Annotated in this window: 25 protein-coding genes; 14 read left to right on the forward strand and 11 right to left on the reverse strand. The window is 48.5% G+C overall.

The genetic code is table 11. The features are described 5' to 3' along the window. The first annotated feature begins 72 nt into the window (after positions 1–72). The 11 genes from ACNI23_RS15380 (at position 73) to ACNI23_RS15430 (ending at position 10052) form a co-directional block, all read left to right on the forward strand. Entirely contained in the window at positions 73–999 is a 927-nt protein-coding gene (locus ACNI23_RS15380; protein ID WP_420250002.1) for a ParB/RepB/Spo0J family partition protein, read from the forward strand. Between the two features lie 14 nt (positions 1000–1013). Next, complete coding sequence (gene rfaE1 / locus ACNI23_RS15385; protein WP_420250004.1) at positions 1014–2024, forward strand: D-glycero-beta-D-manno-heptose-7-phosphate kinase; 1011 nt, start codon at positions 1014–1016, stop codon at positions 2022–2024. 84 nt (positions 2025–2108) lie between these two features. Continuing rightward, entirely contained in the window at positions 2109–3368 is a 1260-nt protein-coding gene (locus ACNI23_RS15390; RefSeq protein ID WP_420250006.1) for a SpoIIE family protein phosphatase, read from the forward strand. Between the two features lie 30 nt (positions 3369–3398). Beyond that, complete coding sequence (locus tag ACNI23_RS15395) at positions 3399–3707, forward strand: STAS domain-containing protein (protein ID WP_420250007.1); 309 nt, start codon at positions 3399–3401, stop codon at positions 3705–3707. Between the two features lie 39 nt (positions 3708–3746). Beyond that, positions 3747–4496 carry an MlaE family ABC transporter permease gene (locus ACNI23_RS15400; RefSeq protein WP_420250009.1) on the forward strand — a complete coding sequence of 250 codons (750 nt, stop codon included), beginning with the start codon at positions 3747–3749 and terminating at the stop codon, positions 4494–4496. Positions 4497–4502: 6 nt separating this feature from the next. Then, positions 4503–5306: an ABC transporter ATP-binding protein gene (locus ACNI23_RS15405; protein WP_420250010.1), complete on the forward strand. Its 804-nt coding sequence runs from the start codon at positions 4503–4505 to the stop codon at positions 5304–5306. 14 nt (positions 5307–5320) lie between these two features. Next, positions 5321–6286 carry an MlaD family protein gene (locus ACNI23_RS15410; RefSeq protein ID WP_420250012.1) on the forward strand — a complete coding sequence of 322 codons (966 nt, stop codon included), beginning with the start codon at positions 5321–5323 and terminating at the stop codon, positions 6284–6286. Beyond that, the gene (locus ACNI23_RS15415) at positions 6276–6902 is read left to right on the forward strand and encodes a hypothetical protein (RefSeq protein WP_420250014.1); all 627 of its coding nucleotides are present in this window, start codon (positions 6276–6278) and stop codon (positions 6900–6902) included. The genes ACNI23_RS15410 and ACNI23_RS15415 overlap by 11 nt, the downstream gene beginning before the upstream one ends. Further along, positions 6902–7300, forward strand: coding sequence for a DnaJ family domain-containing protein (locus ACNI23_RS15420; protein ID WP_420250016.1), 399 nt, complete (start codon positions 6902–6904; stop codon positions 7298–7300). Before ACNI23_RS15415 ends, ACNI23_RS15420 begins: the two co-directional genes overlap by 1 nt. Then, on the forward strand, positions 7297–8670 hold the full coding sequence (locus tag ACNI23_RS15425) for a WD40 repeat domain-containing protein (protein ID WP_420250018.1): 1374 nt from the start codon (positions 7297–7299) through the stop codon (positions 8668–8670). The genes ACNI23_RS15420 and ACNI23_RS15425 overlap by 4 nt, the downstream gene beginning before the upstream one ends. Before the next feature lie 44 nt (positions 8671–8714). Then, the gene (locus ACNI23_RS15430) at positions 8715–10052 is read left to right on the forward strand and encodes an ATP-dependent 6-phosphofructokinase (protein ID WP_420250020.1); all 1338 of its coding nucleotides are present in this window, start codon (positions 8715–8717) and stop codon (positions 10050–10052) included. A 129-nt stretch (positions 10053–10181) separates the two neighbouring features. Here ACNI23_RS15430 and ACNI23_RS15435 read toward each other — a convergent pair whose 3' ends face one another. The 10 genes from ACNI23_RS15435 to ACNI23_RS15480 all read right to left on the reverse strand — a co-directional run bounded on the left by ACNI23_RS15435 (position 10182) and on the right by ACNI23_RS15480 (position 20807). Further along, positions 10182–11507, reverse strand: a complete 1326-nt coding sequence (locus ACNI23_RS15435) for an HD domain-containing protein (RefSeq protein WP_420250022.1) — start codon at positions 11505–11507, stop codon at positions 10182–10184. A gap of 119 nt (positions 11508–11626) precedes the next feature. Next, the gene (locus tag ACNI23_RS15440) at positions 11627–12898 is read right to left on the reverse strand and encodes a dihydroorotase (RefSeq protein WP_420250024.1); all 1272 of its coding nucleotides are present in this window, start codon (positions 12896–12898) and stop codon (positions 11627–11629) included. Positions 12899–12910: 12 nt separating this feature from the next. After that, positions 12911–13834: an aspartate carbamoyltransferase catalytic subunit gene (locus ACNI23_RS15445; protein WP_420250026.1), complete on the reverse strand. Its 924-nt coding sequence runs from the start codon at positions 13832–13834 to the stop codon at positions 12911–12913. 33 nt (positions 13835–13867) lie between these two features. Continuing rightward, positions 13868–14974: an amidohydrolase family protein gene (locus ACNI23_RS15450; protein ID WP_420250028.1), complete on the reverse strand. Its 1107-nt coding sequence runs from the start codon at positions 14972–14974 to the stop codon at positions 13868–13870. 77 nt (positions 14975–15051) lie between these two features. Continuing rightward, positions 15052–15411 carry a hypothetical protein gene (locus ACNI23_RS15455; RefSeq protein WP_420250030.1) on the reverse strand — a complete coding sequence of 120 codons (360 nt, stop codon included), beginning with the start codon at positions 15409–15411 and terminating at the stop codon, positions 15052–15054. Positions 15412–15501: 90 nt separating this feature from the next. Further along, entirely contained in the window at positions 15502–16470 is a 969-nt protein-coding gene (sppA, locus tag ACNI23_RS15460) for a signal peptide peptidase SppA (RefSeq protein ID WP_420250031.1), read from the reverse strand. 74 nt (positions 16471–16544) lie between these two features. Continuing rightward, on the reverse strand, positions 16545–17180 hold the full coding sequence (locus ACNI23_RS15465) for a LysE family translocator (protein ID WP_420250032.1): 636 nt from the start codon (positions 17178–17180) through the stop codon (positions 16545–16547). A 354-nt stretch (positions 17181–17534) separates the two neighbouring features. Further along, positions 17535–17786 (reverse strand): hypothetical protein, encoded by a 252-nt coding sequence (locus ACNI23_RS15470; RefSeq protein WP_012765620.1) that lies wholly within the window; start codon positions 17784–17786, stop codon positions 17535–17537. A 663-nt stretch (positions 17787–18449) separates the two neighbouring features. After that, positions 18450–19376 (reverse strand): zinc dependent phospholipase C family protein, encoded by a 927-nt coding sequence (locus ACNI23_RS15475; protein ID WP_420250034.1) that lies wholly within the window; start codon positions 19374–19376, stop codon positions 18450–18452. 45 nt (positions 19377–19421) lie between these two features. After that, a complete protein-coding gene (locus ACNI23_RS15480) occupies positions 19422–20807 on the reverse strand; it encodes a phospholipase D-like domain-containing protein (protein ID WP_420250036.1) in 1386 nt (461 codons plus the stop codon). 351 nt (positions 20808–21158) lie between these two features. Between ACNI23_RS15480 and ACNI23_RS15485 the strand changes: the two genes are divergently transcribed. From ACNI23_RS15485 to ACNI23_RS15495, 3 genes are read left to right on the forward strand one after another with little or no spacing between them, the layout of a single operon-like run. Next, entirely contained in the window at positions 21159–22325 is a 1167-nt protein-coding gene (locus ACNI23_RS15485) for a cyclic nucleotide-binding domain-containing protein (RefSeq protein ID WP_420250037.1), read from the forward strand. Next, positions 22322–23098, forward strand: coding sequence for a motility protein A (locus tag ACNI23_RS15490; protein ID WP_420250039.1), 777 nt, complete (start codon positions 22322–22324; stop codon positions 23096–23098). Before ACNI23_RS15485 ends, ACNI23_RS15490 begins: the two co-directional genes overlap by 4 nt. Before the next feature lie 12 nt (positions 23099–23110). Next, positions 23111–23836, forward strand: a complete 726-nt coding sequence (locus ACNI23_RS15495) for an OmpA/MotB family protein (protein WP_420250041.1) — start codon at positions 23111–23113, stop codon at positions 23834–23836. 22 nt (positions 23837–23858) lie between these two features. Here ACNI23_RS15495 and ACNI23_RS15500 read toward each other — a convergent pair whose 3' ends face one another. Next, entirely contained in the window at positions 23859–25361 is a 1503-nt protein-coding gene (locus ACNI23_RS15500) for an ATP-binding protein (protein ID WP_420250043.1), read from the reverse strand. Between the last annotated feature and the right edge of the window lie 118 nt (positions 25362–25479).

Here is a 25479-nt window from a genome sequence, read left to right on the forward strand (position 1 = left end):
ACGGTTTCAATCAAGTCAAAGGAAATATTATCAGGCCCGCTTAATGGAGCCGAAAACATAAGGAGAATATCCATGGCAGGTGTCACTGGTGGTTTAGGAAGGGGACTTGATGCCCTTCTAGGTGGCGGCAAGGGTGTTGCAGAAGCGTCTTCTTCTGATCTTTCAATCGATGCGCGGAAGATCAATATTGATATGATCGTTGCCAACCCCAACCAGCCGCGTAAGGAGTTTTCTCCTGAAGCTCTGAAGGATCTTTCAGAATCTATCCGCGCAAAGGGTGTCTTGCAGCCTATTCTGGTCCGTCCTGTTGCTGGTCGTAAAGATCGTTTCGAACTGGTTGCTGGCGAGCGCCGCCTGCGTGCATCCAAGCTTGCCGGTCTGGGCGAAATCCCGGCGTTGGTTAAGGAAATGACAGACCTTGAAAGTATGGCCATTGCCCTGATCGAAAACCTGCAGCGTGAGGACCTGAACCCCATTGAAGAAGCCAAAGGTTATCAGGAACTGATCACGAAGTTCGGTCTTAGTCAGGAACAATTGTCCGGGCAGGTAGGTAAAAGCCGTTCCGCGCTTTCGAACTCCATGAGGCTGTTGACCCTTTCAGAACCTGTGCAGAACGCGATTGGCGACGGCAAGATTTCTGCCGGTCATGGACGAGCCTTGATGGCAATTGGTGATGATGATGCTCGTGATGAACTCTTTGAAAGGCTCATGAGCAACGGTATGTCCGTGCGTCAATGTGAAGGTGCCGCTACATATTTTAAGGAACACGGTGAGCTTCCCGAAGGCGAGGTGGTTGCAAAACCAAAGTCCAAAAAAAGTAAGAATAAGGAACCCAAAAAAGTTGACGAAGGCCTTGAGCGAATCAAAGGTCGACTTGAATCCGCACTTGAAACCAAAGTCAGATTCAGCGGTTCCCCCAAAAAAGGTAAGATGACTATCAGCTACGCCAACGAAGAAGAGCTTGAGCGTCTGGTAGCTATCCTTGAACTTCGTTCTTAAAGGGAAAAATAAGAATGGATAATAAAATCTTAAGTGTCCTCCCGGAATTAAAAGACCGCAAGGTTCTCATCATCGGCGATGTGATGCTTGATCATTATGTGATTGGTTCGGTTGAACGCATTTCCCCGGAAGCACCTGTGCCTGTTGTTCAGGTTACCGAAGAAAAATATCTGCTTGGCGGAGCCGGAAACGTGGCCCGCAATATAGCTGCCCTAGGTGGGGAGCCTCATCTGACCGGATTTGTCGGTCACGATGGAGAAGGGGAGGTCTTTGAAAGGCTTTGTTCCGAGGCGGGAATTCCGTATTCCCTGTATGAAGCCGATGATCGCCCGACAACCAAGAAGACCCGCGTCATGGCTCATAACCAGCAAATGGTTCGCGTTGACCGGGAAAAGACTGTCGATTTTGCCGATTCTCTCATGGATCAGCTCTTCACATTTCTTGATCGGGAAATTTGTGATTACAAGGTGGTCATCCTGTCTGATTATGGAAAGGGGCTCTTGTCAGATTCCTTTTTTGAAAGGTTCTGGAAACTTCTGGAAGAGAAGAGTCACAAGCCGCACATTCTGGTTGATCCTAAGACTGTTAACTACGACCGCTACAAATCTGTCAGCATGCTTACTCCCAACTCCAAGGAAGCGGGAGAGGGTGCCAATATGCAGGTCAAAACCCGTGAAGATGTTCTTGAAGCCGGACGCAGGCTCTTTGACCGTATCGATCCCACTCACTTGCTGATCACCCTTGGCGGGGACGGCATGGCTCTCTTTGAATCAAGAGATGTAGTCAAGCATGTGCCCACCTTTGCCCGTAAGGTATTTGATGTTACCGGTGCAGGTGATACGGTTATCGCAACTCTGGGACTCGGGCTTGCCGCAGGGCTTGATCCGTTAACCTCGGCAGTGCTGGCTAACTATGCGGCCGGTATTGTTGTCGGGCAGGTTGGTGCTGCAACAGCTTCTGTTGATGAACTGGCTGAGGCTGTACGCAACTGGCCGAAGCCGGAAGTTAATACCTGGAACGGATAAGATCTGTATAATTTAACAATTGATTGAAATAGTGTATGCTGCTCAGTCTGGGTAAATAATAGTACAGCTGATTCGGGGGGAGTCTTGAACACACAGGTTAACAGGCTAAAGAAATTGATTCAGGCCAACGAGGTATTGGCTAGTATTGAGTCTTTGGTTGATCTGCTGCCTCAATTATTGAGGCTGGCTCAGGATGTGACCGGAGCGGAAGCCTCCTCGATCATGCTTTACAATGAAAAAAAGAATGTCCTCGAATTCGCTTGGGCCATGAACGATGTGCTCGGTGATCAGGCGATGAAAAATCTGAAAACCGGATTTGAATTACCGATGGGGCAGGGTATTGCCGGATGGGTTGCTGATCATCGGGAAGCCCTGAATGTTCTTGATGCCCAGAATGATGATCGCTTTTCAAAGGCGGCGGATAAAAAATCCGGGTTTGTAACCAAGTGCATTCTCTGCACCCCCATTATTCATCAGGGCAAGCTCTTGGGGGTCGTTCAGGTTCTTAATTCTGTAGATAAGGAATGTTTCGGCAAAGAAGACGAAGAGCTTCTTGAGAGCTTCGGACATTTAGCCGGGGTTGCCCTTGTCCGTTCGGAACTTATGCTGCAACGCCTGAACCAGCAAAAGTTTGAAACTCAGCTGGAAGCAGCAGCACGTATTCAGAAACAATTTAATCCCTGTCAGCCAGAACTGGAAGGTGATAACCTCATCTGGGGCAGTTCCGTTCCGGCTCAATTTGTTGGCGGGGATTTGTACGATTTTATACCCAATTCCGACGGAAGCTGGTATATTTATGTGGCTGACGTCTCCGGTAAGGGTTTGCCTGCGGCTTTGATCATGTCCGCTCTGTGGACTAGAATCAGAGCAGAAGCGCTGGGCGAAAGGACTCCCGGTGAAATGCTCAAGGCAGTCAATGCCGGTGCATATGAATTTATGAATGGTGAAGTGTTCGCTACCATGGTTCTCTTGCGTTACTTTCCGGAAAGTGGAAAGTGCGAATTTGCTTTGGCTGGGCATCCCTCTCCAGTGCTGGTGGCTGATGGCAAAGTGGAGTCCCTCGAAAGACCATTCGGTTTGCCTGTAGGAATTTTAGAGGAAGGAGATTTTGGTACCAGCGAATTTGTGCTCAATGAGGGGGAGTCGTTGATCATCGTTACTGATGGTGTTGATGAAGCCCGGGCCGCGAATGGAGACTTTTTCGGAGAAGAGCGCATGGAAGAAATGCTCAGGCTGGGCGGAACTCCCGGAGCCGGAGAAAAGCTTCTTAAGGCTGTAGCCGATTGGAGAGGGGAGACCCCTCCTAATGACGATACTACTGTGGTTGAAATATACAGGGCTTAATGCTGCCTGACTGGCAGTAAGGAGATATTTATGGGTGTAGGCTGGAAAATGGAATCTTCGTTTGAAGAGGTCCTCATTAAAATCAGCGGTGAGGTTGATTTTACAGGGACCCCTGACCTCCGGGAGAAGATGCATGCTTTTGTTAAGCAGACTTCAGGTGAAGTTCTGGTGGACCTTTCCGAGCTTGAGTACCTGGACAGTTCCGGTTTGGCTTCGTTGATTGAGCTGCGCAGGATACTGAACAAGGACAGCCGTAGTGTTAAGATTATTGCTGTTACGGATCAGGTGGACAGGCTCTTGAATCTTACGCAGGTAAAGTCGTTGTTCGGGATGGACTGATAGGCTGTTCCGGCTGGGCAGGAAAGGGAGTTATTCGGTATGAATGGTTTGCATGTTCTTGCTTGGATGGTTTCCAGACTCCTTGGCTGCCTGCGCCTTACGCCCGGAAATAAAAAATCATTTTACCGTAAAAGACTTCTCCGTGATCTCGCCTCGGTCGGGGCGGATTCTATTCCTATCGTCAGTGTCATATCCGCCTGTACAGGCATTATCCTCGCTTTACAATCCGCCCAGCAATTGGAAAAGGTCGGTGCCATCAGTTACGTGGCCAACCTTGTGGGCGTTACCATTATCCGTGAGCTTGGCCCCTTGCTCACCGCTATCATCGTTACCGGCCGTTCCGGAGCCGCTTTTACCGCGGAAATCGCGACCATGCAGATTTCCGAAGAAATCGATGCCCTCGAAGTTATGGGCATCGAACCTGTGCGCTTTCTTGTTGTCCCCAAGATGATCGCCATGGTTATCATGGTGCCCTGTTTAACTGTATGGGCAGATTTTGTGGGCATCTTTTCCGGCGGAGCCTTTTCCGCAATCGCCCTCGGGATAAATGAAGTTACCTATTTTAATAATTCTGTAGAATTTCTCAAATTACACGACGTGCTGGCCGGACTGGTTAAGGCCGGGGGCTTTGCCGTAGCCATTACTCTTATCGGTTGCTGGCAGGGCTTTCTCGCCCGCGAGGGAGCAGCTGATGTCGGGCGCAAGACAACCAATTCTGTTGTTATTTCTATATTTATGATAATATTGCTGGACCTGTTCTTTACGGCACTCAACTTTATTTTCCGGTAGTCGATCATGAAATTATCAAGGATTGCACAAGACATAACGCTGAAAAAGCTCAGTCTGGGGTATCCGGGCAAGGTGCTCATGGAGGATCTTAATGCTGTTCTGCCAGCCGGAAAGATCAGCGTTATTCTCGGGGGATCAGGGTGTGGAAAGTCCACTTTACTGCGCCATATTCTCGGTCTGAATACTCCCGTGTCCGGTGAGATTTTTTTGGGTGATACAAATTTGACCGCTTTGAAAGATGAGCGTGAGTACAAGAAAATCCGTACCCGTATGGGAGTTCTGTTTCAGGATGGTGCCATGCTTGGTTCTCTGACTCTTGGTGAGAATGTAGCGTTGCCGATGCAGGAACATACTGAACTTCCTGACTCGATCATCGAGGAAGTTGTGCAGATGAAGTTGCGGATGGTCGGCTTGGGTGATTTCATGCATTATTTCCCCAGCCAGCTTTCCGGGGGCATGCGAAAACGGGCAGGGCTGGCAAGGGCCATGGTAATGGACCCGACCACGTTGCTCTGTGACGAACCGTCTTCCGGGCTGGACCCGATCACTGCCGCAGACCTTGATCAGTTGATCCTCAAGCTTAAAGAAACTTTCCAAGTGACTACTGTGGTGGTGACCCACGATCTGGACAGTCTTTTTAACATTGCGGATCACGTTGTGGTTCTGCATATGGGACGTTGTCTGTATCAGGGAAATGTTGAAGGACTGCAGCAGTCCGATGATAAATATATAATCGACTTTCTGGAACGCAGGCCTACGGAACTTGACCCAAGTATGGAAAGGGCTGTTAAGTTCCGAAGCAGGTCCTGATTAGGAGATATGTGATGGTTCTCAATCCGCGAAGCTCGGCTTCCGATATGATCAAAGCTGCTTTGGCTGCTCTTGCAGGGCTGACAGTTCTCGGCATGTTTATCGTATTTTTGGGCGGACATGATTTTTTTTCCGACTACTCGCAATACAAGATTCTTTTCCGCAATGTGAAGGACCTTACCCCCGGCCGTCCGGTTAAGTATGCGGGCCTTAGCGTGGGTAAGGTGGATTCAATCAATGTTGATGCTGAAAATCCGGGACGCATTTCAGTGATCATCAATGTGGACCATGACTTTCCTCTCTACCGTGGGACAACTGCCATGGTAACCCAGAAAGGGTTGGTGGGGGATAACTACATCCTTTTGGAGCTGCGCGGAGATGCAGGGCCAAAATTGGCTGACGGGGATTCAATTCCATCCGCGGTCATCATGAGTATGAACGAAGTGGCCGCTCAAATGGGCCGTTCGGTTGCTGATTTGACTCCACAGCTGGAAAGGGCCGTAAATGCCTTTGAGATGCTTTTTTCTTCTGAGAACATGTCCAACATCGGAAAAAGTTTAAAAATGGCTCCTGAGGTTCTTGCTGAAACCAATGCAACATTGGTCACTTTCCGTAACGAGTGGAAGAAATTGGCTAGCTCCGGTGCCGGTGCCATGGATAACGGTTCCAAAAAGATCACCTTACTGACCAATGAGCTGATCGATACCCTGCAGCAGGTTGAACAAGCAATTGTTACCCTGCAGGGAGATATGAGTCATACTCTCGGCGGTGTCGGAAATGATGTGACTCGTGCGGTTGACGGTATTGAGGGTTTGACCGCGGACCTGCGACGTAATGTTGAGTACGATCAGGAAGAACTTGAAATCATACTTACGAACATAAACCGTCTTTCCAGAGAGATGAACAGGTTGGCCCGGTCATTGCGCGAACGTCCGTGGCAGGTTTTGAATCCTCCGCAGGGAGCTGAAAATGAGCAGTAGATATTTATTCATAGCAATTTTGATTCTCGTAATTTCCTGCGCCGGTTGTATCGGCGGAAAATCTGTTGAGTCATCCTTTCTCCGGGTGGATGGTTATAATTCTGCGAGCGAATGCGACAGGGTTAACCCGGATATGCCGCGTCTGGCCCTTAAAAGATTCAGCAGTCTTCCCGCATTGGACCGTGAGACTGTGATTGTCGCTAACGGAAAGGTTATGAAGCCAGATTACCGGTGGAGCTGGGAAGGGACCCCGGCGGAAATTTTTGATCTTGTTGCCGGACCTGCGCTGACCTGCATGAACAGCTATGAGATTATAAGTCCTTATCGGCCGGGAATTGAAAAGGATCTCGTCCTTTCAGGAGTGATTACTTCGTTCGAAATTCAGCGTAGCGGGGGGGATGCTTTTAAGGTCGCAGTACGTTATTCACTCTGGGACGGAAGCGGCAAAAATCTGCTGGCCAGAAAGCTGGTTGAAGCGGAAGCTCCGGTCAAGTCCATGCGCGGTGAGGCAATTGCCCATGCTGCGCAGGAGGCTGTTGACGGAATTATGAAGAACACCATTGCTTGGATCGATGGATTGGGAGGGGAAATGCTCTCCCGTAACGCGGGGCGTTAATGTATTTTATCGCGGCAATAGCCGAGTCTCGGATTAAGGAAGCTGAGCGTAAGGGGGAATTTGAGGATCTTCCGGGCAAGGGAAAACCCCTTGAGCTGGAAGACGATTCCATGATTCCCCCTGAGTTGCGCATGGCGTATAAAGCCTTGAAGAATAGCGGCTACCTTCCTCCTGAGATGCAGCTTAGAAAAGATATTCATTCTGCTCTTGATTTGCTTGAATATATGGAAGATGAAAAGGAACGCTATACCCAGATGCAAAAAGTTAATCTGCTTTTTGAACGCATTAAGAACATGCGCGGAAAGGAAATAGCCATCGATGAAGAAGACGAATATTACAAAAGCATAGTTGAGCGCATTACTTTACAGAGCAGGACAACCAAGGAAAACGAGGGATGATTTCTAAAAATTTCAAGGTCGGCCTTACCGGTCTGGCTTTATTATTTGTTACAGCCGGGATGCCTGCGCAGACAAATGCAGCATCCAAGGAACGCGTGGGGCAGTCATACATTGACGTGCCTTCCCAGTTGCGGAAGGGAACTACAAAATCCCTTAAAAGTTATGTTTCCCAATTGCTGAGTAAAAAATATGTAAGTGCTAAAAAGCTCTATGAACCGCCCTTTGAAGGTTTGGAAGACAAGCTTTATATTTCTGTAAAACGAGAAAACGCCATGCCGATCATTGCCGGTGGTGTTGCTTCGTATGCCGGGAATGAAGAAGGATTAGCCGCAGCTCTTTATGACGGCACTGTACGGATATGGAGTAAGCATAAATGCAGTAAAGTCCGTCTCCCCGGAGGGGGAGGAGCCTTGCATACCGGATACGGTCCCGGCAGTCCGACACTGGCTGCAACCGGGCGTGATGGCGGAAATATTTATGTCTTCAATCTTGATGAGTGTTCAAGGATACCGGGAGAGATTCCGGTTGAGCATGGTCCGGTCAGAATGATGGCACTTTCCCGCACAGGTGAATGGCTAGGTGTCATCGATAGTTTCAATGCCCTGCATTGCGGTCCTGTTTCCGGTCCGCTTCAGGAAATTTCAATTCTCGAAGGAACTCCTCTTTATCTTGGATACACCCCGGGGCAGGGCGTTCTGGTGGCTGTGGAAGCTTCCGGCAGAATCGTCAAGCAGGGTATGAAGACTCAAACCCGCCTGGAGTCCGATGAAGTGCCCGGAGGACCTTTTGTTGATGCCAGAATGGCCGGATACGTGGTGTGCCTGACCCGTGATAACGGGAGTGAGGTCTATTGGGACCTAAGTAAAAGGGCGACAGTAAAAAAATCTGAAGCCCTGCAACAGGAGCCGGCTTGGATTTATAAACGTGATGGCGGGCTGGTCTATTCGACCGGGGTGGACCGCTGGAAGATTACCGAACATCTGGGCATGCCCATGTTCATTGTTTCCTATTCTGCCACAGAAAAGATGCTAAGGGTTCGTGACCTTGATCGCGAAACCCGTTATTATAGTGTCTTGGACGGTAAAGAGATTTCCGGATCTGATGCTGAAGACTGGAAGTTAATTTCTCCAAGTAAAGGTGTATACAAGGTTGGAAAGAAACAATTTCGCCTCTATGATAACATCTGCCAAAGGGGGACAATGCGTCTTTACGGCAGGCATATAGAGGATAAGGGGTTTTATCTCTGGTGGGAAAATATTGGTTCCCCGGCGCATTTGAATCCACATCCCATGGAGTTGCCCATCCGTGAGTCCATAATGGATGATAGCCCTGTCATGTGGGTGCCCCTTGTTCAAGGTGAAGTAAGATAACTGCTATTCACGACTGGCGGATTTAATTCCGCAGGAGGTTTGAAATGGTTAAAAAAGCTAACAAAGCAGAGCAGATAAATACCGAGATTCCGGTGTTGGGCAAGGCTAAAATCCCTTCTCCGCTTAAACGGTGTGTCTTCATTGAAGATAAGGAACGGACCTTGGTCAACCTCGCTGAAGAGGAAATGGATTCATCTTCCGGCAATGATGTTTATCAGGAATTTGAAAAAGCCGGTCCTCGTGCATTTACCTATTTTGATCCTTCAAAAACCAAATGTGCGGTGGTTACCTGTGGTGGACTTTGTCCCGGTCTGAATGATGTGATCCGTTCAATCGTACTTGAAGCCCACTACCTGTATAAGGTTCCGTCCGTAATTGGTATCAAGTTCGGCTTGCAGGGATTTATCCCCAAGTACGGACATGATGTTGTGGAGCTTACAGCCGATACTGTAGCAAATATTCATCAGTTCGGCGGAACTGTTCTCGGTTCCTCCCGAGGTCCACAGGACCCTGAAGAGGTTGTCGATGCTTTGGAACGCATGAATATTTCAGTGCTGTTCATGATCGGCGGTGACGGAACCATGCGTGCTGCTCAGAAAATTGTGGAAGAGATTGAGAAAAGAAAAATCAGAATTTCCATTATCGGTGTCCCCAAAACCATTGATAATGACATCAGTTTTGTTACCAAGTCTTTCGGTTTTGATACCGCTGTAGACAAGGCAACAGAAGCCATCCAGTCCGCTCATGTTGAATCCGTGGGTGTTGTTAACGGCATCGGTCTGGTTAAGCTTATGGGCCGTGAATCAGGCTTTATCGCTGCGCAAGCTACTTTGGCGCTCAAAGACGTAAACTTTGTTCTCGTTCCTGAGCATCCTTTTGAATTTGACGGGGAATACGGTTTGCTTCGCTCTCTTGAGAAGCGTCTGGATGAACGTCAGCATGCAGTTATTGTCTGCGCAGAGGGAGCAGGGCAGGAACAATGCGAATACACCGGGGAAAAGGATGCATCCGGCAACCCCGTGCTTTGCGATGTCTGCACCCTGATCATTCGCCGCATTAAGGACTACTTCAAGGATGTGGGCAAAGACATCACCCTGAAATTCATTGACCCCAGTTACATTATCCGTTCAGTCCCGGCTAATGCCAATGACTGCGTTTATTGCGGTTTCTTGGGACAGCATGCAGTACATGCAGCTATGGCAGGAAAAACAGGAATGGTAGTCAGCCGTTTGCAGGCCCGCTACGTGCACCTGCCGCTCAATCTGGTAACCATCAAGCGCAAGAAGTTGAACATCAAGTCCGACTACTGGCGCGCGGTTCTCGAATCTACCGGTCAGGGCCATCTGCGTAATGACATGGAGAAGGATATTTGTGAACTGTAGTTCATTTTTTAGAGTGAATTAAAGAAGAACGCCCTGTCGAGTTGATCGGCAGGGCGTTTTGGTTCGGTAAGAAAAAGCCTCTGGAACATATCATTCCAGAGGCTTTAATTTTTGGTATGAAGCTAAGTTTTAAGCTTTCTTAGCCTGATCGATAACGTACTCAATGGCTTCGTCCATGGTTGTTACGTCACCGGCAATCTGTGCTTTAAGCAGGGATTCGCGGATGATACCGACACCGGGACCGGGTTTGAGGCCGGTGTGCTGCATGATCTCGTTACCGTTGAGGAAAGGATCAAGAGCTTCTTCGGGGATATCTGCGCGCTCAAGCATTTTGATGTTGTGGTTGAATTCCTTGTAGGTGGTGTCGCGGGCTTTAATGTCAGCGCGAACCATCTCGATGAGGCGGGGATATTCGTCCAGAGCTTTGAACTTACGGATACCCTTGTCGGTGAGCATGAAGTGGAAACGCATGTGGTTGCGTACCAGATCGCAGATCAGGTCCACATCTTCCTGAGGGAAGTTGAGGCGGGTCAGGATCTTTCTGGTCACTTTTGATCCAACGCGGTGATGCTGCAGGAACTGCCAGCGTCCTTCCACTTCTTCAGCGGTGTAGAGTTTGCCCACATCGTGGAACATGCATGCTACTACACCGAACCAGTCGTAAGGCAGTTCTTCGGGGTAGAGGCGCATGACATCGAGAGTGTGGGTGAAAACATCTTCGGTTTCACCTGTCTTGCTGTTCTTAACCTGAGTAAGACGGGAAAGAGCTGCAAGTTCGGGAATCAGGCCGTGCAGGAGCATGGTTTCGAAGAGCAGGGAAACGAAAACGTACATGTTTTCAGCTTCAACCTTGCGCCATTCGTCCATGATTTCAGGCACGGGAACGTAATCGAGAATACGCTTGCAGGAGCGGATAATCGCGATTTTGGTATTGGTCTCAATGGGCAGGTTGTAGTTGGCCGCGAAGCGCAACGCCCTGATACCCATGAGGTAATCTTTTTTAAGAGTCTGATCCGGGATACCCAGCAGACGGACTTCACCGCTGCTCAGTTCAGCGAATCCTTCATAGGGGTCCTGCGCCTTAGGGATGTAAGGGCAGGCTGCAGACATGGGGATCTGGTGCTGTTGCTCCAACGCCTTGAGCAGTCTGGGAGTCATGCGGGATACGCATTCTTCAGGATGTGAAGAGTTGCTGGTCTCGGAAGTATAGAAATAAAAAATATTTCCGCCTTCCCTCAGAATAGCGGTAACGTCCTGTTGCTCAGTGGGCTGGATGTTGGGGAACAGTTTAGCCAGCCTTTTGAAATCAAGATCGGTGGAAATATCCAGTTCGACTTCTTCGCCTTTATCTTCAATGGTCAGCTTTTGCAGCCTTTCATTAATGATATAGGCATCATAGCCATTGCGCATGATGGTTTTGCAAATTCCCACCGCGTCCTTGAAAGGTTCGCTCATTAAAATCTCCTTATCAAAAATAAACCGTCTGTTGCCTTGGCAGCAGATGCAGATCAACTATATAAAATTATTAGTTTTTACCTTTGCACAACAGACTTATTCACTGTCTGTTAAAGAGGTCATACTATTTTTTTGCCACTAAGGAAATGGCTTATAACCCGTCCTTTCAGGGTTTGTCCGCGGAATGGAGTGTTTTTACCTTTGGAGTGCATTGTAGTCGCATCCAGCACCCATTCCTCGCTGGGATCAAAGAGGAAAAAGTCAGCCGGATCACCTTTCTTAAAGCTGTTCAGCGGCAGGTTGAAAGTTTCGCATGGAGCAGTGGTCCACATGCGAATGAAATCATCAAAGGTAATCTTCCCGGAGGCTACCAGCGACCATGTCAACGATAGGGCAGAATCCAAGCCGGAGATACCGCATGGTGCGTGCATGAATTCCACTTCCTTTTCATGTGCTGCATGGGGGGCATGGTCGGTGGCGAACATGTCAATTGTGCCGTCTTTAATGCCTGCCAGCAGAGCATCAACATCGTCTGCGGTGCGCAGGGGAGGGTTGACCTTGGTATCGGAGCTGTAGCCGTTCAAGGCATCTTCGGTGAGCAGCAGGTAGTGGGGACAAGTTTCAGCGGTGACTTTAACTCCGCGCTTCTTGGCCCATGCGATCAGGTCCACTGATTTGCGGCAGGAGATGTGCGCAAGATGTATGTGCATGTCCAGATATTCAGCCATGAGCAGGTCGCGGGCGACCTGTGCTGCTTCTGCAACATCGGGTTGTCCGGCAAGGCCGAGCACAGAAGAGACTTCGCCTTCATTCACTCCGACAGCTGGTGCAAGGTAAGGATCTTCGCAATGGTCGATAATCGGCTTTCCGGTATCTGAACCGTATTCCATGGCTCTGCGGAATAGCTCACTGTTTTTGACCGGGATACCGTCGTTGGAAAAAGCTGCACATCCGGCTTCAGCCATTTCATGCATGGGGGCCAGTTCTTTGCCTTCCAGTTTCTTGGTCAACGCACCGATGGGGAAGAGGCGCGGACCGCCTTCCGGGAAGGCTGCTTTGGCCTTACGCAGCATTTCATCGGTAACAACAGCATTGTCGTTGACCGGATCGGTATTGGCCATACACATGATGTTGGAGAAGCCGCCGTGAACGGCAGCTTTCAGGCCGGAGGCAATGTCTTCCTTGTATTCAAATCCCGGTTCGCGCAGGTGTGTGTGCACGTCGGTCATGGAAGGCATGAGCAGCAGACCTTTTGCAGCTACTACCTCCGCTCCTTCATACATGGTGTCGGAAGAGGGGATTACATCTAAAATTTTACCGTCAGCAACAAGGAGATCGACTTCTTCGCCTTTCCATACTGCCTTGCGGATAACAAGTTCAGGATGAGTCATATTTTATTCTCCTTATTTTTTGCGGGTGAGGTAGAGGTAGAGTAAGGCCATGCGGGTTGCTACACCGGATGCGACCTGATCAAGTACGAGGCTGGCTTCGCAGTCGGCAAGCTCGGAGTTGATTTCAACTCCCCGGTTCATGGGGCCGGGATGCATGATCTTTACATCAGGGTTGGCAAGCTCAATCTGTTTGTGTCCCAGACCGAAGTAGTTGGAGTACTCACGCAGGTCAGGTAGAAGGCCGTCCTGCTGACGTTCCAGCTGAAGACGGAGACACATGATTGCATCGACACCTTTGCAGGCTTCGTTGATGTCGGTGTAAACTTCTGCGTCCCATTTTCTGATCTGCGGAGGCAGCAGTGTGCGAGGGCCGCAGAAACGAACCTTGGCACCCATCTTGTTCATCAGGATCAGGTTTGAACGCGCTACGCGGCTGTGTGCGATATCGCCGAGGATGAGTATTGTCTTGCCTTCCAGAGATCCCCATTCCTGATAGAGGGTGAAACCGTCAAGCAGGGCCTGTGTGGGGTGGGCGTGGCGGCCGTCACCTGCGTTGATGATACTGCAATCGAGGCGCTCTGCCAGAAATTGAGACGCGCCGCTGGCCCAGTGGCGCAGGACAATGCCGTCCGGATTCATGGCCTGCAATGTCAGGGCGGTATCCTTGAGAGTTTCGCCCTTGGTCAGGCTGCTGGAGCTTTTGGCAAGGGAGAATGTGTCACAGGAAAGACGTTTCCCGGCCATGTCAAAGGAGGTCTTGGTCCTTGTACTTGCTTCAGCAAAAAAAAGGACCACACTATGGCCTTTTAAAGTCGGTACCTTTTTTACCGGACGGGAGTTGATTTCCTGAAAGTAAGTGGCAGTTTCAAAAATGTGCTGCACTTCCTCTTTGTTGAGCTGGGTAACATCCAGCAAATCTTTATGTCGCCATTCCATAAGAGTTCCTCTCAGTTGTGGTGCGAAAAAATATTAAAACAAAAGATCTTCAAGATGGGCGGGGATTGTAGCGTAAACAGCGCGTTTCCCCTTATCCAAAGATCCGTATAAGTCATCTATCTTCAAAGCCTTGGCGCTGTTTGTGGTTACAAGTGCCAGCGCTTCAGCCGTGGACAAGGACATTTTGATGTTTTTAAGCAGGTATTCCAGCTCGTTCCACATGGATAAGTCATGATTGGAAGCAATGCTGTCCGTTCCAAGACAAGTGTTTATACCAGATTTCAGGATCTTTTCCCACGGAGCACGGCCTTCACCTATGTATGTATTGGAACGGGGGCAAATGCAGACATTTACCTTGCGCTCGGCAAGGGTCTTTATGTCGTTTTCCGCAACCCGAACACAATGAACCGCAAGGGTCGAACCATCCAGTAAACCGATGGAATCTGCATATTCAACAGGGCGTAACCCTTTGTTGCCGCAATCGGCCAGCAGTCCGGCTCCTTTGAGCATTCCTGCGAATTCTCCGGTGCCGTGTGCTACGATTTCATCCTCTTCCTCATTTTCAGCAAGATGGACGGGGTAGGGCAGTCCGGCTTTGTTGTTGGCTGTTTTCACAGCCTGCAAAAGCGTTGCTCCGGTTGAGTAGAGGGAATGACCGGACCCGGCGCCGCGGCCGTGGTTGAATTTTTTTTGCGGGAAGAACTTTGCTCCTTCTTTTGGTTCCTGCACTCCGATTGCTTCGCAGCAGGCATAGAATCCCATGGCAAGTTCATCCATAATTCCTGCAACCTGAGCGCAGTTGCGGGTGGATATATCTACGCAGAATGCAGTGCCGTCAGCACGCATTTGCTGTACCGCGTCTCGAACGGCCTCGGTATCAAGATCGTAAAGGGGATTGGAAAGCAAAGATTTGATCCAATTGGTGAATCCCTGCCCCTGCACGGTCTTGCCTTTCAGATGGGAAAGCTCAAGGTGCACGTGGGCGTTGATCAGGCCCGGAACGATTGTCACATCGCCTAGGTCTTCAACTTCACCTGAAAAACTATCTTTCAGCGCGGACCACGTCCCTGTTTCCAGAATCCGCTCCCCGTCATGGATGAGGGCGAAATCATCGATAACCGGATTTTTTCCGTGGGCCATTGTTACGGCTCGTGCCGCTCTTATGCATTTGTTCATGGGCAAAAAAATGCCGGACCAAATAGGTCCGGCAGGAATAGTTAATTTTTAGCTTTGGGGTCTTCAAAGAAAACGTAATTGGTAGCGTAGTCGCTGAATTCAAAGTAGACCTTGTTTTCACCGGGGTCTGCTTTGCCGTTCAGGTTGGCATCAAGAATACCGTAACCAAATCGGTATGGTCGCTGAACGCGTTCCTTGGTGCCTGCGGCAGTGGAAAGCTTATCGATTTTTACAAATCGTTTGACCAGCTTGCCGCCGGAATAGATTTCAAGAACACCGTTTACCCCGGTCCAGTTCTGAATGGAACGACCGATGCGGTTCTGGGTTTCCTGAGTGCATGCGCTGAAAACAGCGAGAGAAAAAAGCAGGATGAGTGTAAGTGTCAGGCTGTTCTTTTTCATTTGGTTCTCCGTTTAAGAGTTTGCTGTCATCAGGTCAAACGGGCAGTTCATACATGTTTTTTTCTGGAATGCAAAGCAGTGCGACTATAATCATTCCGCTGCCGGGAGCCAGAGGTAATGAAACCCGGCTTTGGGCGGCATGAGGTTGCCGGCATCAATATTAATCAGCGCCGGGGAGAATGCTTGTGATGAAGCAGAGTTATAGAGAGTGTCGTTGGGGTAACTCTTGCGTTTGTAGGTAATAACTTGTGAATCTTCAGAAATTCCGGCCAGCTTACAGGCTGTTTTTACCGCGTCAGGAAGATATCCGAGGCTGTCCACCAGTCCTGTTTTCTTTGCACCCTGTGCACTGAAAACCTGCGCGGTGAAGATGGTCTTCAGTTGATCATCAGAGATGGGACGGTGCTTTTTGACCAGTCCCTGAAAACGGTCAGCGTAATCTTTGATAATATCGTCGATGATTTTTTTCTGTTCAGGAGTGTCCGGCTTGAAAGGGAAGCCCATGTCTTTGTTACGTCCCGATTTGGAAACTTCCACGGATACACCGATTTTGTCCATGAGTCCTTCAACTTTTGGGCGGATGAAGATAACCCCGACTGAACCGGTCAACGTGGTGGGGTGGGCCATGATATGGTCAGCGGGCAGGCTGACATAATACCCGCCGGAAGCAGCCACATCCATCATATTAACTACAACTTTAGCTTTAGTTTTTTCTTTGAAGCGCACGATCTCATTATAAAGGATGTCGCTGCCGGTAACTGAGCCACCGGGAGAATTAACCTTGAGCACAAGGGCTTTAATCTTGTCATCTTTGGCAGCAAGTTTGAGGCGCGATGAAACCTCCTGAACGAGGCTGGGGGAAGTTCCCAGCAGTCCTCGCTTGCCCTCATCGGAAATTGTTCCATCAATGGATACGACAAGAACCTTGTATTCCCCTTCGCCTTGCAGCTGCTTTTCAAGCAGGGGATCAGTTCCGTCCGGAAAAATATTCATCTTGGGCTGGCAGCCGCAAAGTGCGATTGAAGTGAGAATGAATATGGTCAGTAATATTTTTTTCATGGGTAACTCCTTTGGTTACCCGGAAACTAGCAGATGGGGGTGGTTAAATAAAGGGTGCTTACGCACCCTTTGTTTTATCTCTCATACATCGCCAGTTTAACCCCAAAGGCGACAAAGACTGATCCCAGTGCTCTGTCCAGCCATCTTTGCAGTTTTTGGCTTTCACGCAATCTTCCGGTGATGCGGTCTCCGGCATAGATTAACGGAGGCTCGACAAATGCTGCGGTGACGATGATCAATGTGCCGTGCAGCATGAGCTGTGCCCAGACTGGGCCGGCACCTTCAACTACAAATTGGGGCAGGAAGGCTATGAAGAATGTTGCAACCTTCGGGTTCAGCAGGTGGATGAACATGCCCTGTTTGAATATTGCGGAAGGGTCTAGCTGTTTTGAATTCTTGCTTATATTCAGCGGGCTGCCCTTAGACCTGAAAGCGCCGATAGCCAGCCAGAAAAGGTAGGCTACCCCGACCCATTTTACGATGGAGAAAGCCGTGGCGGATGCTGCAATAATGGCGGCAAGTCCAAGCGCAGTCAGGATCACATAGAGGAAAGCTCCAGACCATATTCCGAACATTGCGGCAAATCCGGCTTTTCTGCCTCCGGTGACGGTATGGCTGAGTATGTAGGCCATGTCCGGTCCCGGTGCGATGTTGAGCAGCAGGGCGGCCAGCAGAAAGGTTGTCCAGTGGGCAAGATCGTATTCAAACATGATTGAACCTCGGTAAGTTGAAAATACAGATGACCACGGCACATAAGTTGTGTCGCGTAGCATGACAAGGTTCTGTTTTTGGCGCGGGAAACAGGACTGCCATTTCAGGCGAAATGGCGGAAAGGCAAGTTGATATTATTTCAACCGGCTCGAAAAGCAAACCCCGGAAAGGGATTCTCAATTGAATAAAACCCGGTCCACTTGTAATTGATCACAAGGGACCGGGTTTAAATATGGCACCGCTTTACTTAAAAGCGGTTAAAGATCTATTCTCCGAAGACCATTGGAACAAAATCAATCAGCATTAATCTTGTTCCCCAAATTCATAAGAGCATGAACTTGAGCTGCGCAGTCCTAGCGGGACATACGTGCAAGCTGTCTGCGGTATTCGGGGGAGATTTCAAGACGCTCGATGTGGCGCAGGTCCACGAGGGAGCTTCTCATTTTTGCACGGTTGGTTTCGCGGATTGCAGCCACGGTCCAGACTGGAAGCCAGAGACCGAGGGTGGCAATGGTCAGCACAGCGTGAATGCTGTGGTTTACTTCGCCGCCGTTGCGTGCTGCGCGGGTAGCTGCCCAAGCCTTGATGGTTCCGATTGCGTACATATTATATTCCTCCAAAAAAATTTGGTTCAATTGTGTTGTTCACAATTCCCACCTATGCCCGAGACCACTGCAAGTCAACAGTAGGCAATGCAAAACTTAAAAATACATGGCAAATAATGTTCACTATATTTTTAGCTAATATAGTTATGAAAAAACAGTAGGTTATGTTTGTTTAGATAAGCTCATGAAAGGGCTGTGTCGGGATTCAGACAGTGTTGATTTTGAAATCAATACGTAGGTGAAAAAATTCTCAAGCGTGTCTTGTGGGTACACGCTTTAACAATATTGGGATAAGATAGGTTTTTATATCATATTGAAATAATATAACTAATTTTCAAAATAAGCAAAAATATTTCAAAATTGTAAAATTGCGGACAAGCAAACAAATGGTCAGGAAAAAGTGAAATTGATTGTCCTGTACTGTTTGTTCTCAGGTGGAGATGTAAGAGTGAATGCAGTAGTGATGTGCATTATGTGTTGTATTGGTGCTTACAACATTGATTTATAAAAAATTGCATTGGATATACATGAAAGATACTTTCATTAGAATATAAATCAAAATTCAACGAACTAAATTCACGCTTTTAAATAAAAGATCGTTTTTTAGGCGGTAATTCTGTGATGTGTCTGAATAAAATTCAGATGTTTTGCGGGCTGTCCAGTCTAAGGCGATAAATTATTGGTAGCAGAGGTTTTGGTACTTGCTTTAAACATTGCCCCAACTCCGGCAACTCTGGGCAGCTCAGTAATCCTTCCGTCCACTTCAAAGCGTGGAGAGAAAGGAACATTACGCTTGAGGGCCGTTTTCCAGCTGTTATCTTTCTTTGCTAGGGCTATATTTTCTGCGCCTATGGGATCAAAATTCAAGGCCACAGCATTCTGGGGAGAGTTGAGCATGTCCACCACCAGTCGGTATGAATAGTCGATGATGGAACGCAGGTAGGCTTGGCGAAAGGCCGGGACTACTTTTTTAGAAATTTTCAGGGACTTGCTGACTGCCTTGTATTCCAGCAGTCCGATGGTCTGATGGAATACCTTTTTCTTGAACAGGAAGCTGTATTTCTTGGCATCCATGTGTTTGCGCAAATTAAAGTCTGCATCCTGATTGGCCTTGCGGAAAAGACGGGCTGCTTCTTGTGCTGACCAGTCGACCCGGTCATCAGCAAGCATTTCTATGTAGACATGGCTCAACCTACCGCCGGATGGAGCCTGCGGCATGAGGTTGGGTACATAATAGTTGTGAGCAATTATGTCTGCTGCCAGATGGGAAAGGTAACCCAGAGAATAAGCTTTCAGGTGATCATCATCGGATTCATCCAGCAGATTGAATCCGGTCTGCCAGTTGTGGCTGTGCAATCGTTTGGCTTTGCTGCCTTTACCGATGAAAATATCCGCACTCAAGCAACCGTAAAGGAAGAGCGTTGAGTTGGAAAGAAGCAGCTTTGCCACGGTATCGGAAAGCTGCATGGTATTGGAAAGCACAGCATTGCCGATGGCCATGTGCACACCCGGACCCCAGGCAAAGCAGCTAGCTGCGAAACCAAGGACCAGCAGAATAGTAAAGAATAAAATCAGAGTCAGTTTTCCCATATCTATATGGTAAGTTCCGCTCCGTGTGAGGTCAATGAATTCCGCTTAAAGTAGCGGGGCGACCAGTCTTGCCGCTCCTTCAATGGTGTCACGGACCATTCCTACAGGAACAGTTCCCTCGGTGCTTACGTCAATAAGCCCCTGAACCCAGTCGCTGACCGGCTTAACATCAGCTTCGGAATAGGTGAACATGACTATTTCATAGTTGAGAAACAAGCTGCGCATATCCATGTTTGCCGACCCGACAACTGCCAGTCGATCATCGACAACAAGAACCTTGGCGTGGACCATGTGGGGATATTTTACCACCCGTCCGCCGCATTCTTCCAGATCACGCAGGTGGGTACCACGGGCAAGGTCAGCCAATTTGTGGTTTGATTTTGCCGGAACTACCACCCGCAGGTCCACACCGCGTAGAGCGGCCAGTCTCAGGGCCTGTGCAAGAGCTTCGTCAGGAACGTAGTAGGGAGTAACTATCCAGAGCCGTTTTTCAGCAGTGAAAGCTGCGGTGAGCAGGGCATCGTGAACGGGGTCGCGCGGGACGTCAGGCCCGGAAGGAACAACCTGCATGACCCCTTCCCCGCTGATCGCAGATCCTTTAGTGCAGGGTGGGATGATGTTAACTTTTTCTCCATGTGCAAAGAGCCAGTCGGATTGGAAAACTTCTATGTAATGGCGTACCGCAGGACCTTGCAATACAAAGGAAAGGTCAGTCCAGCGGTCTTCGCATGGCTCTGGTCCAATGTATTCATTGGCGATATTTGTTCCCCCGGCCAGCACTATTTTCTGGTCGGCGATGGCTACTTTGCGATGGTTGCGCAAGTTGCTGTTACCATGAAACGGCGCGCGGAAAAGGGGCATGAAATAGGCAACCTTGCCGCCGTTATCGATAAGATTTTTCAGGAAGCGGCGGGAGGTGAACATGGAGCCTATATCATCCAGCAACAGCCGTACCGTAACTCCTGACTCGGCTTTACGGGCCAGCCTTTCCACAATGTCTTTACCTACATCGTCCCGGGAGAGGATAAAGGTGGTAATCAGGATTTGGTGTTCGGCGTTTTCAATGAGTTTTACCAGCTCATTATAGATGTCGATGCCAGTAGGGCAGAGTTGAACTTTATTGCCGCTGGTTGCTCCGGGGATTCCGTATTCACGCAGCATGACGTCAATGGGATCGGATTCTTTTGCGGGAATTGTTTCCTGTACTTCAAGATGGATGTCCTCTTTGGTGTGGGCATCCCGTTTGAGCTTCCGTCCTCCGAAGATGAGGTAAAAGGGAACTCCGACGTATGGTACAAAGAAAATTGCCAGCAACCATGCAAAAGCAGCTGATGATGTGCGTTGTTTACGCAGGATGGACATAACCAGAATTGCAGCCAGCAAAAAACCGCCTACTACCGCGAGGTGTCCAAATAAGAGATTCCATTCCATGTCAGTTCCTGAAGTAGGTTTAATCATTTATTACTGGGCCTTGCTCAAGCCTGAGGTCAGCTTAGCAGTATTTCAATTACAAGGTAAACAATTAAACTGAGATTAAAAAGGAGCCGGTTTCTTAATAGCAAATGCTTGTATCATTAATGCTTCATTCTGGTATCCTTGAAGATAAATCCTGAGCGTATTGTTCTTTATCCTGATCTAATATATGATAATATGTGTTGTTGCTGTTTTTATAACCACAGGGGAAGTTCAATTTCCGATGGTATCAGGCTTCAGGTTCTGAGCTGTTATTTGTGAGTTTTTATTTCTCGCCCGGAAAAGGGCAATATTGAGGGGAGTTTCTTAATGGGGTCCAGCAGTCCTAACATCAAGTCCTTTTACAAGGGGCAGGAAATTTTCAAGGAAGGACAGGAGAGTTCTGTCGCCTATATGATCAAAAAAGGCGCAGTGAACATCTATAAAGTCCAGAATAATGAAAAGATCATTCTTGCCCGTCTCGGGGAAGGCGAAATCTTCGGTGAAATGGGCATTATCTCCAAGGGAACCCGTTCCGCCAATGCCGAAGCTGCCGAGTACTGCGACCTTGTGATCCTTACCGATCAGATCATTCTCAAACTTTTGGATCAGTGCCCGCGTACTGTACAGTACATGACCCGGTTGTTGGTAAAACGGCTGCACCGTACCGGTGAAATGATTTCCGCCAAGGGGCATCGCAGCAATTTTACCAGTATCTGCAATATCCTTGATCTTGCCTACCGGACCCACATCAGCATGGACCGCGAGCAGGCACGCAAGGAACGAAATCATGATCTCGGTCTTGATTACAACAAGCTCTGTAAAACAATTCGCAGTATTATTCTCGTTTCTCAAAATGAGATAGACGCAGTAATCAGCAAGCTCAAAAGCTTGAAGATTATCGACGCCATTGATCTCCGTACCGGAAAAGCCTTTCCTGATCGTTTTATCCAGATTTCCGATCCTGACAATTTTCTTGAAGTTGCCAACAACCTGTTCAAGGAATTGCAGCAGACCGCTTATACTCCCACATCTGAGCTGCAGATTGTGGATATCTATGAAATTTCTGAAATGCTGGATAGTGATCCCAAGATCATCTACAAAAAAATTGCACAGGAAGACTTCCCGGAAACCATGTTCATGTTTGACCGGAACAAGGTAAGTGACTGGGCATCTGAAAAAGAACCTGATTACTTCAGCAAGGTTAAGAAAAAGAAGAAGTCCATTGAAGAGTTGGAGGACATCGAAGATATCGTCTACGTGGACAACGCCACTCTCAAGGAAGTGTTCAACCGTCTTGGTTACCACAAGCTCGGCGTGCTGATGAGTATTGCCGAGGATGACGCCCGTAAGAAGATTCTGGCAAACCTCGCCAAGAAAATCGCCAAGATTGTGCAGGATGAGGTCCGCGATAACGTGGATGAGACTGAGGCCGAAGATGTTCTCACCGAGCTGTTTGAAATGGTCCGGGAAATTAAAGGGGGAGATAAAAAGTGAATATAGCCACCATAATCGGTATCTTCTTCGGTATCGCCATCCTTATGGTTGCCACTTACACCTCCACTGATTCAGTGGGTGTGTTTATCAATATCCCCGGTATCGCCATCGTCGGCGGGGGAACTATTGCCTCCACTTTCATCTGTTACCCTCTGCGTGAAGTAATGCGTGTGCTTGGGGTTTTCATGATGGCTATGGGTGCAGATGAACTTCCTCTTGAAAACTACATCAACGTTATTGTCGGTCTTTCCAAGGATGTAGCCAGCAAAGGAGAGGAACATCTTGAGGGCAGTCTTAAAAATATCGAAAACGACTTCCTGCGTGAAGGGTTGCAGATGCTTGTGGACGGATACTCCAAGGAAGAGATTAAAGAGATTCTCGATAACCGTATCCAGCAGTATCATGAGCAGGAATACAGTGCTGCCGGGATTTACCGGACCATGTCCACACTGTCTCCGGCCTTCGGCATTATCGGGACCCTGATCGGTCTCATCGCCATGATGCAGGGCATGGGTGCTGACATTGCCGCCATCGGTCCGGCCATGGCAACAGCACTGACCACAACTCTCTACGGCGCTCTTTTCGCCAACATGCTTTTTATGCCCATCGCTATTAAGGTTGAGAAACGCATTGACGAGATTACCCTGCTCATGCGGGTTATCCGTGACGGTATTCTGTTCATTAAGGATAAAACCCCGTCAGCTATCGTCATGGATAAGCTTAAGGGTTACCTGCCCCCGCGTAAGTGGGCTACCGTTAAGGCTAAGAAGTAGGCGGAAAAATTTATGTCGGATGATTTCAGCCTGAAAAAGCCCGCACAGGGCGGAGAGGAGGGCGGCTGGGCCCTTACTTTGGCAGATATGATGACTCTGCTACTCTGTTTTTTTGTGCTTTTGCTGGCTATCGCCGATGTGGATCAGAAAAAGTATAAGGATGTTTCCGATTCGCTGGCTTCAGCCATGGGAGTACCAGTTCCTCCTAAAGGTGAGGCAGATACTTTTGAAGGTGCTCCGGTTGCCCGCAGGGTGATCAGTGATCAGCAGCGCAATATTTTTGAAATGCAACTGGAAATGGCTCGTCTTGTAGGACGGGAATCTGATGCCCTTAAGATTAAGATGCGTCCCGATTCTGTAGCTATCGTGCTTAAGGGCGGTTTCTTTTTCCCAAGCGGACAGGCGGACCTGACTCCCGGAGCTGAAAGGGTGCTGGCTAAGATTGCGCCGACCCTTGCGAAGTCTCCCTATCAAGTTGTTGTCGAAGGTCATTCAGACAACATCCCCATGCGTTCAAAGCAGTTCCCTTCAAACTGGGAGCTTTCCTCTGCCCGGGCTAGTGCCGTCGCTCGTTACCTTCTTGATCATGGCTTCAGTAAGTCCCGCATCAAGGTACTGGGCATGGCTGACACAGCGCCCGCCTATCCCAATGAAGATGATAATGGTAATGCCATTCCCGCCAACCAGAAGCGCAACCGCAGGGTTGTCTTGCTGGTTTATCCACCTAAGAAGAAATAACTATTAGCCTTTATCGTTAATTCTAGCAGGCCTGTTCACTAGTTAAAGATGGAAGATAGAGTAGTTCCTCATATAATCTTTGAATGTGTTTTTTCAGATTAACCGCCAAGGGGTCGAGTAGCGTTATTGCGTCAAAGTTGATCTGCTCCGACAAAAGCATGTATATAAGGTAAGGCTTTGAGCTTGACAGGAAGTGACAGCCGACAAAGACTCCATTGAGTTTCGCCATTTTTTCATCGAGGCAGGGAGGAAGTGTTTTCCATGCCGGGATTGATATGGATACAGTACGTATCTTTGTCCACGAGAAGAATTTTTTTCGTAACTGTGAGTCCCAGTCTTTTCCTGTCCTATCTAAAAGGAGCATGGCGAAGCCTTGCATGGGAGAAAATTGGAGTTCGGTAAAAGATGTATCTGACGATGCGAGAGATTCATATTCGCTCCTGAAGGTTGGCTCGCATCCAATTTGGGCGAGCAGCGGGCGCATAACCTGATGATGCTGTTCGGGAAGATACATTGTTTTGAATTTCGGTTCGGCCTTCAGCCATGAATACATGGCTACTGTCTCCCTTTCGGATATTTTGATGCCCATGCCTCGATAATCCGTTGTGGGGGTACAGGAGAGTATGAGTGCGGTGCACCCTCCTTCTGCCTTTTGGCTGGCCTTTTGCGATCCCGTATGCGTAGTGACATTGGTACAGTAATATATCTCGGCTCCAAGTCTATTCTCGCTTATCACCTTTCTACTCTCTCTGAAAAGTGTCATTGCAGAACGGGTGTGGATGAATGCTCTACTTCCCATGAATGCGCCCATAGAAACGCATTCGTTAGTTAAGCGGCTAAATGTTACAAGACCGGTAATAATATTAAGTGTTTCCACTATGACTGGAATTGCCTTTCCATTTTCAATGGCGGCTCGCAGCTTGTCTAGATGGTAGTATGTTTCATCCAAATACGAATAACGATAAGTTTCGTGAACCAAATTCATGAGCTGCGGTGCATCGTCAGGGACGGCTTTTCGGCATGAAAATGCTAATTTCCCTTCTGGAACATTGTCTTTTTGCTTCTTGCGTAGCTCAAAGACGGGGGCGGAGAGCTGGTGATTAATGTCAATTCTCCATCCCTCTTTTCCAAGAGATTGGAATTGGCAATTGTCCACTGCTTCGCGTACCAGCAAGTACCATAGTCCGTTCAAGTTGTTATCTGTAGGGTTAAGGGGATTGTATCCAGCAAGCTTATCCAAGTGTATCGGGGGGCCGCTGTTTGCGATAATAAAGTGCACGACCCCGTCAGTGGTAAATTGAAATCTTACTTTGATTAATTCCCATTCCTCGGCATCAGGATAGGCCTCAATCAAAAAGGCCAGTGTTTCCTCAAGGGCAAGGCGCAATTTATTCAATTCGTCTTTCTGGGCTCCAACCAAAGTGGCGGCGGCAGAGGCCCAGTCCAATGTCGGTGAAAGGAAATTTATATTGTAGGGAAATTCAATGTTGGTTGCGAAATGTAATTGTATCTTATCGTCAGGCACTTGCGGTAGTACTCCAGCTGAATTTTAGATGATAAATTTCAATGTGAAAATCAATTCTGTCATATTGCTGCCTACCTAGACAAGGGTAAGGATGGTGTATATGTGCAGTTTTCTGATA

The sequence above is a fragment of the Maridesulfovibrio pacificus (SeqCode) genome (assembly GCF_048612815.1).
Taxonomy (GTDB): domain Bacteria; phylum Desulfobacterota; class Desulfovibrionia; order Desulfovibrionales; family Desulfovibrionaceae; genus Maridesulfovibrio; species Maridesulfovibrio pacificus.